Origin of the sequence: Clostridium acetobutylicum ATCC 824, assembly GCF_000008765.1 — a bacterium.
Taxonomy (GTDB): domain Bacteria; phylum Bacillota; class Clostridia; order Clostridiales; family Clostridiaceae; genus Clostridium_S; species Clostridium_S acetobutylicum.
Map to the genome: position 1 here is coordinate 2,554,480 of NC_003030.1, position 14,706 is coordinate 2,569,185.

Consider the following 14,706-nt stretch of genomic DNA (forward strand, 5'->3'; position numbering starts at 1 on the left):
GTCATAACTTCATCCCCTTTTTAGTATATAGTTTCTAGATAATTTTAATATATCACAGCTAAACATAATAAAAAAAGTGATTTTTTAAATGTTAATCATATGTTAAAATTATTGTTGTATAAAAACACTGTGTAAAAAGAATAGAGGAATGTCACATGAACAAATTAAATTTTAAAGGAAGCGTTATGTTAAACCCAACACCAGTGGTGCTTGTTACCTCTAAGGATAAATCCCAAAATTTAAATGTTTTTACAGTAGGTTGGGTCAGCACTGTCTGTACTAAAGATCCAATAATAGCTATGGGCATAAGACCTGAGAGACTTTCATATCAGTATATTAAGGAAAGTTGCGAATGTGTTATAAATCTTCCTACAACAAGTATGGTTAAAATTGTTGATTACTGTGGTGTAGTTTCCGGTAGAAGAGTTGACAAAATAAAGCATTTTAGTTTACCCCTTAACGATGGAGTATCAATTTCAACACCTTCTTTAGAAAATTGCCCAGTAGCCTTAGAATGCAAAGTAAAATCGGTTACTCCACTTGGAACTCACGATTTATTTCTTCTTCAAGTTTTGAATGTAAAAATAGACGAAACTTTATTAGATAAAAATAATAAAATATGCTTTAACAAAGCCAATCTTATGTGCTATAATCACGGGGAATATTACGGTTTAAATTCAAAACCTATTGGTTCCTTTGGCTTTTCAGTTAAAAAGAAAACCAAAAAAATACACAGGAGGAAAAAAGGAGACTAAATGTCTTCCTTTTTTAATTTTTGGCACTATGAACATTCATTTCTTCCAAACCTCTCACTTAATAGTTCACCATATACCTTAAATCACAGTTACTATTTTTGATTTTTATCATAAAATACAATTATACGAAATATTTTATATTGATATATTTATGATTTATTTGTATTATAAGCCCTTAGCCTATCAATTTATATTAAACTTTACCCAAGCATAATCTTAATTTAATAATGCTTTTATAAAATAGTTATGGGCACAGAAACAATGTTCACTTTCTGAAACCTCCTTTACATCAAACGGTATTTTACCTTAACTTATTTTTAAGGGGAGATATTAACATGTTATTATTTATAAGGAAATTAGATGATTTCATAATTTCTCGCATTACTTTTAAAAACAGTAGAAGATTTTTAGATAAACTCATGATTTTTTGCTCATATTTGGGTAATGGCGGTGTAATATGGCTACTTATTTGCACTTTTCTCATTGCATACAAACCCTACAGAATTGTTGGGATAAGTGTACTGTTATCCTTAGTAATTAGTTTAATCGTGGGAGAGGGAATAATTAAACACTGTGTAAAAAGACTTCGTCCCTTTAGGACTAATTCTAATATAAATATTTTAATTACGAAGCCATTATCCTATTCATTTCCTTCAGGTCATACTTTTTCTTCCTTTGCTGCTGCAAATATGCTTTACCTATACTTTAATGGTTTCGCAATTATTTTTTTTATATTAGCCTCTCTTATTGCAATATCGAGAATATACCTTTGTGTACATTACACCACAGATATAATTGCTGGATTTGTTCTTGGACTTTTATGTTCGAAACTTCTTTTTATATTGATAAATTACGTATCAATTTACTATTGCTCTTAAAATTAAGACAATAAACGCCGCTATAAAAAGCATTACTATTGATATTTGAAAAATATATAAAATGAGGACTCCTATTTGGATTATATCCAGTGCAAATGTATGCCTTGATATATTAAAAGCATCGATAAAATTAAATATTAAGAGAATAATAAATGCAACACAAAATCCTCTTGAAACCCCTCGTATGTCACCTCTATCCGGTGACATACTTAAGCTTATATAAATAGCCAATAGTAAAAAAATGTACAAGTGCTTATTTCTTACAGTAGAAACACAAAAAAAATCCTTTAGTAAATCCACATTTGAGTTAATAAATCCATTCAAAGTATCAAAATCCAATGTTATAGAATTGGCATCTTTACATACTATTTTGATATCATCATTAAATATCGTTGGAATTGTGAATTTCATCATCAAAAGCATAATTACAATTCCACACAAAAAAGGCATTAATCCTATAAAAAAATCTCCTATTCTTTGATAAAAATTTTCACCTTTTTTAAAGCATTTCACGTATCCCAGAGTATTGTTTTTATCTGGTTCTTTAATCAAACTAATATCCTCTATTTTATGAGCAAACAAAATGGCCGTCCCAGCATGAAGCAGTTGATGAAAGGTAGATCCAACTGCTCCCACTACCATTACAGCCTTACCTCCAATACTTTTTTTAAAATTACCGATTATAAAACTTCTAAAGCCACCCATAATAAAACTAAAGCTCACTATTACAACTATAAAGTAAACAGCTTCTATTAGTGTCCTAATTATAACTGCTATCTCTGTTATATAGTATACCTTCATTTTTAACACCTCTTATGCTTTTAAAACTCTAAAAACTAAGCTAATTAAAAATGTAATACAAGAAAATACTACTGCTACAGAAAGAAAACCTGTCATCAGCACGTTATACTTAATAATTATAGAAGCAGATATATAGCTAGATAATCCAACCATATTTATGACCAGTATAAGTAAAAATATTGAAACAAGTTCAACCCATGCTCCATTTATATCAGCTTTACTCAAAGATATGTGAGAAGATATACATATAGCAATAAATAAAAATAAATAGAAATATGGATTTTTAAAATTTTCTCCATTAAAAATATTCTTTATAACTGACCAATTAGAAATTAAAATATTATGAATAGAACCATTATCCAATGTAGTTATATTTAAATTTTGTTTCAAAGTCACCATAAAATTATTAAATACAGCTGGAGTTGTGACTTTAAGAAGTAGCATTATTACAGTTATTCCTCCAAAGATGGGCGCAACGCCTATAAAAAAGTTTCCTATTCTTTGATATACACTGGATGGATTATAAGTATGGTTGACATACCCCAAAACCCCCTTTTCATCTGGGTTTTGCAGTAACTTTATGTTTGTGACTTTATGTCCAAATAAAACAGCTATTATTGCATGACTCAGTTCATGAACAGGAACCCCTAAGAAGCCTGTTATCATAACTGCCTTCATTCCAAAGCTTCTTTGAAAATTAGCTATGGCAGTATTTCTAAGAAAACCTAATATGAAACCAGCTAATATTATAATACCTGTTAAATATAATGTTTCTATGAATGTCTTTAGTATTAAATTGATTATTCCATTCACTTTACTTCACTTCCTCACTTGAATAGCTATTTGTATTAAAACAATACATTATATATAATAGCTTTAATTATACCACAATACAATACAGTTACTATTTACACTTTTTAAATATATGGTTAATTGTAATTTACAAGACAAAGTGGTATACTAACCATGAAATAATACCATATTTTAGGCACCTAATCTTAGGTTTAATAGGGAAATTGGTGAAAATCCAATGCAACCCCCGTTACTGTATACAGTTACAAAACCAATGTCCACTGGAGTTTTCTCTGGGAAGGATGGTTGAGGCTAAACTGTGAGCCAGGAGACCTACCTAAAATATTATGGAACTTCGGAGGGAAGTGAAATCCATAAACATAATCATGCTATTCAAACAATTACAAGCTTGAATGGTTATTTTTATATTTATGCATTAATTTCATTCTCCGCAAAAGCGGAGTTTTTTCTTTTATATAATTATTATTAGATTAATACTTTTAAGGGAGATTTTTTATGTACACAAAAACGAAAGCATCAATTTCAGCATTACTTATTTTAATTACTATAACCCTGTCTTCATGTTCAGGTACTAAAAACAAAGATATTTATTCTAGAAAGAATTCAAATGCAGCCCACACTGTAGCTACAATAGGATATGATAATAAAACCTATGTATCTCTAAAAGAAGCATTTAAAAGCGTAGGTGGAAAATGTACTCTAAACGGAGAAGGTGCTATTGCTTCAAAAGGCAAAGATATAATAAAAGTTAGTGCCTCAAGCAGTACAGCTTATTTAAACTCTTCAAAAATAGCAATGAGTGCAAATCCAAAATTAAAAAACAACGACATATATGTTCCAATGGACTTTTTAAACCAAGTAATGGATGCCAGGATAACTTATTCTAATGGGAAATTAAATATACAAACAGAACTACCTTTAAAATATACTAAAGCCTTCAATATAAAATATTTAAAAGGCGGAATCAAAAAAATAACCGATGGTAACAATAAAACCGTAATACTTGTACCTAAAAATAAAACTGTTCCAGCAGAATATAAAAATGAGACCGTAATAACTTATCCAGTTAATAATGTTCTCGTTTCCTCAGCCACTCAAGGTTCTCTTCTTAGACCTCTTGATGAAATTAAAAGTATAAAAACTGTAACTTTAAAAGAAAACGAGTGGGAAATAGACGAAATAAAGTCTTTACTTAATGATAATAAAATAACTTACATTGGAGATACTACCTCGCCTGACTTTGAAAAAATTTCTTCATCAAAACCTGATGTAGCTATTCTGTACGGAGGAAGTTATGGTCTTAATAACATGATGAAAAAATTTGATGAACTTCATATAAATTATACTTCAGATAATGAATATCTAGAAGAAGACCCTCTTGGAAGATTAGAATGGATTAAGTTCTTATCAGCCTTTTATGACAAGGAGGATAAAGCTGAAAATTATTTTAATCAACAGGTTTCTAAGGTTATGGCTACAGAAAACAAAGTTTCTTCACTAAAAAAGCCGAAGGTTGCCTTTGGAATGGTAGATAACGGCAAAGTGTATATACCCGCTAAAAACTCATACGCTGCAAAAATGGTTGATATGGCAGGTGGCGACTATATATTCAAAGATTTAAACAATAAAAGCGGCTACATAACACTTGAGGATTTCTACTCAAAATCAAAGGATGCTGATGTTCTAATTTATTCTTCTTCAAAAGAATACACACCGTCTTTAAAATCTATGTTAAGTGCTGCCCCAATACTAAAAACTATAAAACCAGTTAAGAATAAAAAAGTATGGTGCTTTGGTAAAGATTATTATCAGGCAATAGATAAAACTGATGAGATTATAGAGGACTTAGCTTCAATTTTTCATCCTGAAAGCTTCAAAGGATATAAAATAAAACATTATTCGCACTACTAAATATTTTAGGAGGATAATTATGAATCTTAATCTAACAAAAAATATGAAATATATCTTACTTTTAATTCTCCTATTTATAGTTCTTATTTTTACCTTTATATTTTCAATCAGCACAGGTTCTTTAAAAATAAATTTTGGTGAGGTATTTAACATCCTTTTTAAAATTGGTGACTTTAACGACGGAGATTATCAAATTGTATGGAATATACGTTTTCCAAGAGCAATAGGAGCTCTCATAGGTGGCTCTGCACTATCTGTATCAGGTCTCCTTCTTCAAGTGTTATTCAAAAATCCTATAGTAGAACCTTACGTACTTGGAATTTCTTCTGGTGCAACCTTATTTGTAGCCTTAGTTATGCTTGGAGGCATAAGTTTCGGTTTTGCTGCCTCCTCTCCTTTTTTAGTATTTTTAGCTGCTTTAATAGGTTCTACTTTAATTATGTTTCTAGTAATCTTGTTTGCAAATAAGGTAAAAAGTGTAGTTACCTTACTTATCATAGGAATTATGGTTGGATACATATGTAGTGCTGTTACAAATGTCTTATCAGCCTTTGCAGATAAACAGCAACTGCAATTCTTTACCATGTGGACACTTGGAAGTTTTTCTGGCTTCACATGGAAAAATATATATATATTATTTTTTATAGGTATACCTTCTCTTTTAGCAGCTTTTCTAATAGTAAAGCCTTTAAACGCCTTCATTTTAGGTGAGCAATACGCAAAAAGCCTTGGAATAAAAATAAAATTTTTTAGAATTATAGTTATAATAATATCAAGCCTTCTTACAGCTGTTGTAACTGCCTTCGCAGGTCCTATTGCCTTTATAGGTCTTGCTGTTCCTCACATATCAAGGCTTATTTTTAAAACTTCAAATACAATATTTTTAATTCCAGGAACTATTCTTCTTGGAGGAATAATAACATCAATATGTGATGTTATTTCAAGAACTGTATTTTCTCCAACAGAGCTTCCCATCAGTGCTGTAACAGCATTTATAGGTGCTCCTATTGTAATATTTTTAATACTGAAAAGGGGGACTTTTTCATGATTGTATTTAAAGCTGAAAATTTATCTGTTGGTTACAATGGAGTTAAAGCTGTTAGCAATATAAACTTTAGTGCCAAACAGGGAGAGATAATATGTCTTTTAGGTCCAAATGGTGCAGGAAAAACTACAATTATTAGAACTCTTTCAGGACTTCTTCCCCCAATTGAAGGCGAAATACATATAAATGGAAAAAGCCTATCAACCATAAATAAAAAACTTCTTGCCCAAACACTTTCAGTTGTATTAACCGAAAAGCCATCATTTGATGTTATGACAGCCTTCGACGTCGTTTCACTTGGTCGATTTCCTCATACTGGTTTCTTTGGAACTATTACTAAAGAACATGAAATAAAAGTAGTAGAAGCCTTAAAAACTGTTGGTGCTCTTAATCTCATAGATAAATACTTTCATATACTAAGTGATGGAGAAAGGCAAAAAGTTATGCTTGCAAGGGCTCTAGTACAAGAACCCCAAATTATAATTTTAGATGAACCTACAACTCATTTGGATATAAATCATAAAATTGAACTTTTAAACACACTTAAAAACTTAAGTCGTACAGCAAAACTTACAGTTATATTATCTCTTCATGAAATAGATTTAGCTCTTAAGTACTGCGACAAAGTTATGCTTGTTGAAAACAAAAAAGTTCTTTCCTTCGGAAGCCCAGAAACTACTGTTAATGGAGAAACTATAAACAAACTTTATGGTATAAAAAATGCTTCCTTTAACCCCATTACCTCATCTATAGAACTTAAAAATTCAGAAAAAAGTAATATATATGTTATTGGCGGCTGTGGCTTTGGAACTCCTATTTACAGACTTTTATCAAAATATAATCTAGGCTTCTCTACAGGAATTCTTCACGAAAACGATATTGACTATGAAACAGCCAAAACTATGTCTTTAAGGCTTCAAAGTGAAAAGCCATTTCAAAAAATAAGCAAAATATCTTTTGAAAAAGCTTTAGCTGCTGTTGCTTCTTCTGATATAATAATAGATTCAGGCTTTCCTATTGGTGAAACAAACGAAAAGAACCTTAATCTTCTAAATTATGCTGTAGAAAAAAATAAGAGGGTAATTACTTTCAGAAAATATTTTAACAGTACTATGTCCTATTGCAGTAATAAGGATGCTTTAATAGATTTTATACTGAGGTGATAACATGAGTGATAACTATAAATTTTTTAGACATGATAATTGCGAATATTTTCCTTGCCATAAAGTAAAAGATAAGGAAACTTTTAATTGCCTTTTTTGCTACTGTCCACTATACTTTTTAGAAAATTGTGGAGGTAATAAAAGTGATTTTAACGGAGTGAAGGATTGTTCAAATTGCCTTATTCCTCACTCTAAAAATGGTTATGACTATATTATAAATAAGATTCGTGAGGTAAATAAAGAAAAGAGAGCTAAGAATAATTTGACTTAGGAAATAACATATTATATAATTTAGTAAAATAAGAAAATCATGCAACTGGCGGAAATGGAGTTCACCATAGGGAGCATGATTAATATAAGAATCGACCGCCTGGGTAAATTAATAATTTATCCAGGTTTTTTTGTATTTAATTTTAGGAGGTATTTAAATGAAAGTTCCACAAATAGAATTAAAATATGGATGTAACCCTAATCAAAGTCCAGCTAGAATTTATGTTAATAAAGGAGTACTGCCAATTGAGGTTTTAAATGGAAAACCAGGCTACATAAACTTTATGGATGCACTTAATTCCTGGCAGCTTGTAAAAGAATTAAAAAAAGCAACTGGACTAACCTCTGCTGCTTCCTTTAAGCACGTGAGCCCAGCTGGCGCAGCTACTGCTGTTCCACTAAGCGATACTCTAAAAAAATCCTACCTAGTAGAAGATATTGATTTAACTCCTGCTGCAATTGCATATTCGAGAGCAAGAGGCGCTGACAGAATGTCTTCCTATGGTGACTTTGCTGCTATAAGCGATAAAGTAGATGTAGCTACAGCAACTATATTAAAAAAATCCGTTTCTGATGGAATAATAGCACCAGACTATGATCCAAAAGCTCTAGAAATATTAAAATCAAAGAAAAATGGGAAATATAACATAATAAAAATTGATCCTGATTATGAACCTATTAATCTTGAAAGAAGGGAAATATACGGAATAACCTTTGAACAAAAGAGAAACATTACTCCGTTAACTGAAAATCTACTTGAAAATATAGTAACTAAAAATAAAAATTTAACAAAAGAAGCCAAACGCGATCTTATAATTTGCATGATAACTTTAAAGTATACTCAATCCAACTCCGTATGTTTTGCTTTAGACGGACAAGTTATAGGCGTTGGTGCAGGTCAGCAATCAAGGATTCACTGCACTAGGCTTGCTGCTTCAAAGGCTGACATATGGTATTTAAGACAACATCCTTATGTACTAACTCTACCTTTTAAGGAAGGAGTATCAAGACCAGATAGAGACAACCTAATTGACCAATACCTTAGGGATGATGTTACAGAGGCTGAAACTTTTGGCTGGAGCCGAATTCTAAAATCAGTTCCTAAAAGGCTTTCAGCAGAAGAAAAAACAAACTGGCTTTCAAACTTAAAAAACGTTTCTTTAGGTTCTGATGCATTCTTCCCATTCAGCGATAATATAGACAGAGCCTCAAAAAGCGGAGTAAAATACATTGTTCAACCTGGTGGTTCTATACGTGACGATATTGTTATAGAAGCTTGTGATAACTACAATATGATAATGGCATTTTCAGGTACAAGGCTATTTCATCATTAGAATAGAAATTACGAAGCTTTTTAGTTTTTCCTTAACTGATTTTTACCTCAACTTTAAAAAACCATATTTATATTAACATAAATGTATTCTTGTTCATATAAGATATACAGGATACAATTTTTAAAGGAGAAGTAAATATGGATAATAAAAAAACCTCTATGGAAAACAAAATAAGTGAAGCATCTGATACCATATACTATGGAGAATACGAAAAATTAATAGTTAATATATTGACTGTAAAAAAACCAAGTCCTCCAATCCTTGCTATAGATACAACAAATAACGTAGTTACAGTAACAAATGCAATAGTAGATTCCCCTGTAAAGAAAACCTCTTCAAATTGGAAAGGTACCCTTCTTTTAGATGGATATATAGATAATACTGTAACCTATCGGACTGCTTCGAATACTTCTTCAAATACCATAAGCGGAAATATAAACTTTCTGAGCACTAGAATATATTTTCAAATAAGACCAACAGTTCTCTCCCCTACTCAGTTTAGTAAAAAATCAAATGTAGAAGTAATTTCTGCCTATGTTGAAAGCGAAAAAAAAGATTTAATAGAACAAAATGCTCTTCCAGAAAACTACCCCGCTTGGGCCATAACCTACAATAAACTATCTCAAAAAATATTAGTTAAGGTTCAAATAAAAATCACAAGCACTAAATAACTTGTCCTTACTAAAGGAAAAACAGAGTTAAATTGTTAAAACTCTGTTTTTTTCTCTATTTTTTTAAGCCATATATTTTTTTTAATTCCTCAACATCCATATCCATCAATTCTTTAATGGAGTATTTACTGCTATTTTCAAATTGTAGAATTTCCTGTCCTTCTACTGTTTTAGTCTCATTAAATCTAATTAATTTTTTTATAGAATATTGAAATTTAATTTCTCCATATACTTCAATACTAATTATATCTCTATGTCTTTTTTCTTCTTCAACTATTATTCTTGATGATGGTTTTAATGAAAGCCTAGTAATATTTCCAATTGTATTAGTATTCGCTTTATTACCTAATATGTCCAATTCGGGAATAACAACACACAAATTTTTACTTATAAATCTTCCTCTATAACTATTTTCTTCTCCTCTACAGCCATTTCTTTTATATAGTAAATATATATCATAATATCCATAAATATATATACCTACATCTGAAACAATTTTAGAATATATATTTAAATTTTGAACTTGGCTGTCCATTATTAAATTTTTTTCAAAGTTATCTTCAATTTTTATAATACTAGAAAAATTTTTAGTAAACACCGCCATTTCAATCAACCCTCTTTTTTATAATTAGTTCCAATAATATAAAATTGTAATTCATAAAACATTCCTACAACAAGAAGGACCCTAGAATCTTTTACAAATCAGAATTTAGAAATATTCCTACATTATATATTATTTATATTTTTTAATACTGTTACTGCAATTACCTTTTTCTTCTATCGCAATTTTGTATAAATCACCTATCATTTATAAATATAGGTATAATAATGTGCTTAAGGGCAATATTCTTTATTAATGGTTTTATTTTAGCGTTTACTTTAATTTATATTAACTAATAATTATTGTCATATAATACTTTTTATTGTATTATATATATATAATATATCTATAAAAAAATTAGGTTTTAGATACAATAACAATATAATATTACGAATAAACTATATTTTTTGTTCAGAAATAAAACTATATATTATGGTAAATGGAGATGATTTATATGAAAAGCACAAAAATTTTAATCTTGGGTGCAGGTCCTGCAGGATTTTCAGCTGCAAAAGCCGCCTTGGGTAAATGTGATGATATCACTATGATAAATAGTGAGAAGTACTTACCTTATTACAGACCTCGTCTTAATGAAATTATCGCGAAAAATAAATCTATAGACGATATTCTCATAAAGAAGAATGATTGGTACGAAAAAAATAATATAAAAGTTATAACTTCTGAGTTCGCTACATCAATTGACCCAAATAACAAACTTGTTACCCTAAAGTCTGGAGAAAAAATAAAATACGAAAAGCTTATTATTGCAAGCGGTTCTATTGCAAACAAAATTAAAGTTCCTCACGCTGACGAAATATTTAGCTTATACAGTTACGATGACGCTCTAAAAATAAAAGATGAGTGCAAAAATAAAGGTAAAGCATTTATAATTGGTGGAGGTATCTTAGGTATAGAGCTTGCTCAGGCTATTATTGATTCTGGAACCCCTGCTTCAATAGGAATAATACTAGAATATCCTCTTGAAAGACAGCTTGACAGAGATGGAGGACTATTCTTAAAAGATAAACTTGACCGACTCGGGATAAAAATATATACAAATTCAAATTTTGAAGAAATGGGAGATTTAATTAGAAGTTCCTGCGTAATCACAGCAGTTGGAGTTAAACCAAACCTAGATTTTATAAAAGATACTGAAATAGCTTCAAAACGTGGTATTCTAGTCAATGATCATATGGAAACATCCATTAAAGATATCTACGCTTGCGGTGACGTTGCTGAATTTTATGGAAAAAATCCTGGTCTAATTAATATAGCTAACAAGCAAGGAGAAGTAGCTGGTTTAAATGCATGCGGAGAGGATGCTTCATATTCTGAAATAATACCTTCTCCTATATTAAAGGTTTCTGGTATTTCCATTATATCCTGCGGAGACATAGAGAACAATAAACCTTCAAAGGTATTCAGATCAACACAAGAAGATAAATACATTGTATGTATGCTAAAAGAAAATAAAATTGATGCTGCAGCTGTTATTGGTGATGTAAGCCTTGGAACAAAGCTTAAAAAGGCAATTGATTCTTCAAAAAGTTTTGATAATATCTCATCTTTAGATGCAATATTAAATAATTTATAGATTAATTTAATTATGAAAGGGGAGATTTTTTGTGCCAGCTATAAAAATTAAAGATAATATATTTTCTGTTGGAGTTCTAAATCCTAGTCTCCGTATTTTTGACATCATAATGAAAACAGAATACGGTACTTCCTATAATGCTTATCTAATTAAAGGTAAAAAAAATGTACTTATAGATACAGTACATGGAAGATTTTTCGATGAATATTTAGAAAATATAAAAAGTGTAATAGACCCTTCCTCTATTGACTATGTAATAATGAATCACTGTGAACCTGATCACTCTGGCTCTCTTGCTAGATTGTACGAAGTAGCCCCTCAGATTAAAGTTATTGCCTCAAATGCTGGAAAAATATACCTAAAAAATATTACAAACAAAGAAACCTTAGACGTAAAAGCAGTCAAAACAAATGATACTTTAGACATAGGCAATGGAAAGGTCCTAAAGTTCGCCATTGCTCCATTCCTTCATTGGCCGGATTCAATGTTTACAATTCTTGAGGAAGACAAAATAGCCTTCACCTGTGATTTCCTTGGATGCCACTTCTGTGAACCAAGAATGTTTGATACAAAAATAACCTATATGCCGAAATATGAGAAATCCTTTAAAGAGTACTATGACGCTATTTTTTCTCCTTTTAAACCTTATGTAGTAAAAGGACTTGATATTTTGGACGCATTAGATTTAGACTTCATAGCTACAAGCCATGGTCCAATCCTAACACGAGAAGGTCTATTAGCGGCATCAAAACAAAAATATAGAGACTTAAGTTCCGAAATTCAAAGTACAACTAAATATATCCCTATATTTTACTGTAGTGCTTATGGTAATACGGAAATATTAGCTAATGAAATTGCTTCCGGAATAAAAAGCGTATTAAATGATGCTAATATAGAAATGCTAGATATAATTAACTATGATTATTCAGATTTAAAAGAAAAGATTAATATTTGTGATGCATTTATGCTTGGAACACCTACTATAAACAAAGATGCCCTATTTCCAATATGGGAGCTTATTGGAGGCATTGATGCTGTAAACTGCAAAAACAAACCCGCTTCCGCTTTTGGTTCCTTTGGATGGAGTGGAGAGGCTATTCCTTTCGTTATTTCAAGACTTAAAGAATTAAAACTTAAAGTATTTCAAGATGGTTTTACATGTTTATTTGTTCCATCTGAGGATGATATTAAAAAAGCCTTTAAATTTGGAGAAGACTTTGCCAAAAGTATATAGCTTATTTTGTGCCATATTAAGTTTGCATAATGTGGCACAAAATAAACTTTATTATGGAGGTATTTGAGATGAATAACGATTTATCAATTTACGTATCCAAAAATTCCGGTACTGCCGTTTTACTCCTGCAGGGCAACGGCACTGACTTAACCTGCGGATCAGAACCAATGGCAAAAATAGTTGCAAACACCACTGACGCGGCTCAAGAGAAGCATGTACCACATATAACCAAAAACGGTAACAACATAGATGTTTCTGTAGGTTCCGTAGAACACCCTATGACACCTGAACACTTTATTGAATGGATTATTTTAGTTTCTGGTGATAGATTGGAAATGGCAAAATTAACACCAGATATGAAACCAAGAGCTCAATTTCATAATGTTACAAGTGGAACTGTTTACGCTTATTGTAACCTTCACAGCCTATGGAAAGCAGATATATAAATCTGAGCTAATACATTTATTTAATAGCAGCCTAGCCGCACTTGTGCTAAGCTGTTATTTCAACAATAAAAGTATAGTTAACTATATGTTCAAATTTAATCTTAAGACCTGAATCTTCTATATATGCTTTTAAACTTTCAATATCTGTATAATACTCATCCTCAATTGTATCCCATTTGTCTTTCTCCTCATTATCAATGAACTGCTGCCTTTTTTTCATTTTCTCCTCTTTACTTAAAAACATTAAATCCGCAATAATTACTTTCCCATTTTTCTTAATATATTTCAATAAATACCTTATAGCTCTTTTCTTCTCATAGCAATTTAAATGATGAAAAGCAAAAGATGATATCACAGCATCAAATTCCTCTTCAGCAAAGGGCTTATCAAGAAAATTTCCTATTCTAAGATTTATAGCTTTGTTCTTCGTTCTTGCTCTAATAAGCATCTCTATACTTTGATCTACACCTGTATATTCAATTGAACTGCTTAGCTTTTTTACTATATTTGCTGTACCACATCCAAAATCAATTACCTTTTTTGCATTCATTCCTTTTATTTTTTTAGCTACATTTTCAAGAACAAGATCATAACTCTCAAACAATCCGAGGCTATCCTTATTATTATATACGTAATCATCATAATTCTTAGCCCAAGTATCAAACTCCCATTTATCTATCCATGAATTTATATTTTTTTCACTTTCATATACACACTCATCTATTTTATCAAAAAGTTTCTCGTAGCTTATATCATTATTTAATCCAGTATTTATCCCTTCTCTAAGCACTTCTTCTATCTTCTTTAATTCTAAAATTCTATTTTCAACAGCCTTTAACTGCATGTACAAAATATTCACAACTTTGTTGTCTTCATATTTTCTTTTATCCAATATATCCTTTATACTTTTTAATTTTATTCCAATACTTTTTAATACAACAACCTGCCTTAATTTAAAAAGGTCATCCTCACTATAGTTTCTATAATTATTCTCATCTCTATTTGGAACTATTATATTAAGCTCCTCATATAGCCTAAGTGCCTTAGGAGAAATCTTAAGCTTTTCACATACTTTTTTTGTATTCAAATAAATCACCTCAAGAAAAGTATAGACCCTGCCCGATAGGCAAAGTCAATATTTCTTTATTAAAAATTATGTATTTATATTATATTATAACAAACTATGGCAT

General features: G+C 30.4%; 15 protein-coding genes and 2 riboswitches. Of the genes, 11 read left to right on the plus strand and 4 right to left on the minus strand.

All coding sequences use genetic code 11. From position 1 onward, the window contains the following. Positions 1–155: 155 nt before the first annotated feature. Both CA_RS12500 and CA_RS12505 read left to right on the plus strand, forming a co-directional pair. Positions 156–755 carry a flavin reductase family protein gene (locus CA_RS12500; protein WP_010965732.1) on the plus strand — a complete coding sequence of 200 codons (600 nt, stop codon included), beginning with the start codon at positions 156–158 and terminating at the stop codon, positions 753–755. Between the two features lie 419 nt (positions 756–1,174). Further along, positions 1,175–1,633 carry a phosphatase PAP2 family protein gene (locus CA_RS12505; RefSeq protein ID WP_241393121.1) on the plus strand — a complete coding sequence of 153 codons (459 nt, stop codon included), beginning with the start codon at positions 1,175–1,177 and terminating at the stop codon, positions 1,631–1,633. Here CA_RS12505 and CA_RS12510 read toward each other — a convergent pair. After that, positions 1,613–2,434, minus strand: coding sequence for a hypothetical protein (locus CA_RS12510; protein ID WP_010965734.1), 822 nt, complete (start codon positions 2,432–2,434; stop codon positions 1,613–1,615). The two genes, CA_RS12505 and CA_RS12510, sit on opposite strands and share 21 nt — an antisense overlap. Before the next feature lie 12 nt (positions 2,435–2,446). Beyond that, positions 2,447–3,247: a membrane protein gene (locus tag CA_RS12515; protein ID WP_010965735.1), complete on the minus strand. Its 801-nt coding sequence runs from the start codon at positions 3,245–3,247 to the stop codon at positions 2,447–2,449. A gap of 156 nt (positions 3,248–3,403) precedes the next feature. Continuing rightward, positions 3,404–3,581, plus strand: a riboswitch (cobalamin riboswitch). A gap of 161 nt (positions 3,582–3,742) precedes the next feature. On the opposite strand from CA_RS12515, the gene CA_RS12520 reads away from it, so the two are divergent. From CA_RS12520 to CA_RS12545, 6 genes are all read left to right on the plus strand, one after another. Further along, positions 3,743–5,158: an ABC transporter substrate-binding protein gene (locus CA_RS12520; protein WP_010965736.1), complete on the plus strand. Its 1,416-nt coding sequence runs from the start codon at positions 3,743–3,745 to the stop codon at positions 5,156–5,158. A 19-nt stretch (positions 5,159–5,177) separates the two neighbouring features. Beyond that, the gene (locus CA_RS12525; RefSeq protein ID WP_010965737.1) at positions 5,178–6,206 is read left to right on the plus strand and encodes a FecCD family ABC transporter permease; all 1,029 of its coding nucleotides are present in this window, start codon (positions 5,178–5,180) and stop codon (positions 6,204–6,206) included. Further along, positions 6,203–7,366, plus strand: coding sequence for an ABC transporter ATP-binding protein (locus CA_RS12530; protein ID WP_010965738.1), 1,164 nt, complete (start codon positions 6,203–6,205; stop codon positions 7,364–7,366). Before CA_RS12525 ends, CA_RS12530 begins: the two co-directional genes overlap by 4 nt. A gap of 4 nt (positions 7,367–7,370) precedes the next feature. Beyond that, entirely contained in the window at positions 7,371–7,637 is a 267-nt protein-coding gene (locus CA_RS12535; RefSeq protein ID WP_010965739.1) for a cysteine-rich small domain-containing protein, read from the plus strand. Between the two features lie 31 nt (positions 7,638–7,668). Then, a riboswitch (ZMP/ZTP riboswitch) is annotated at positions 7,669–7,749 on the plus strand. Between the two features lie 45 nt (positions 7,750–7,794). Beyond that, positions 7,795–8,970, plus strand: a complete 1,176-nt coding sequence (locus CA_RS12540; RefSeq protein WP_010965740.1) for a phosphoribosylaminoimidazolecarboxamide formyltransferase — start codon at positions 7,795–7,797, stop codon at positions 8,968–8,970. Positions 8,971–9,107: 137 nt separating this feature from the next. Continuing rightward, complete coding sequence (locus CA_RS12545; protein ID WP_010965741.1) at positions 9,108–9,641, plus strand: hypothetical protein; 534 nt, start codon at positions 9,108–9,110, stop codon at positions 9,639–9,641. 55 nt (positions 9,642–9,696) lie between these two features. Here the strand turns inward: CA_RS12545 and CA_RS12550 are convergent, their stop codons facing one another. Continuing rightward, positions 9,697–10,245: a hypothetical protein gene (locus CA_RS12550; RefSeq protein WP_010965742.1), complete on the minus strand. Its 549-nt coding sequence runs from the start codon at positions 10,243–10,245 to the stop codon at positions 9,697–9,699. A gap of 451 nt (positions 10,246–10,696) precedes the next feature. Here CA_RS12550 and nroR point away from each other — a divergent pair, with 451 nt between their 5' ends. The 3 genes from nroR to CA_RS12565 all read left to right on the plus strand — a co-directional run bounded on the left by nroR (position 10,697) and on the right by CA_RS12565 (position 13,516). Beyond that, entirely contained in the window at positions 10,697–11,836 is a 1,140-nt protein-coding gene (gene nroR / locus CA_RS12555; RefSeq protein WP_010965743.1) for an NADH-rubredoxin oxidoreductase NroR, read from the plus strand. A 31-nt stretch (positions 11,837–11,867) separates the two neighbouring features. Further along, entirely contained in the window at positions 11,868–13,070 is a 1,203-nt protein-coding gene (locus CA_RS12560) for an FprA family A-type flavoprotein (protein ID WP_010965744.1), read from the plus strand. 68 nt (positions 13,071–13,138) lie between these two features. Continuing rightward, positions 13,139–13,516 carry a desulfoferrodoxin gene (locus CA_RS12565; protein ID WP_010965745.1) on the plus strand — a complete coding sequence of 126 codons (378 nt, stop codon included), beginning with the start codon at positions 13,139–13,141 and terminating at the stop codon, positions 13,514–13,516. A 46-nt stretch (positions 13,517–13,562) separates the two neighbouring features. Here CA_RS12565 and CA_RS12570 read toward each other — a convergent pair whose 3' ends face one another. Beyond that, complete coding sequence (locus CA_RS12570; RefSeq protein WP_010965746.1) at positions 13,563–14,603, minus strand: MerR family transcriptional regulator; 1,041 nt, start codon at positions 14,601–14,603, stop codon at positions 13,563–13,565. Positions 14,604–14,706 lie beyond the last annotated feature (103 nt).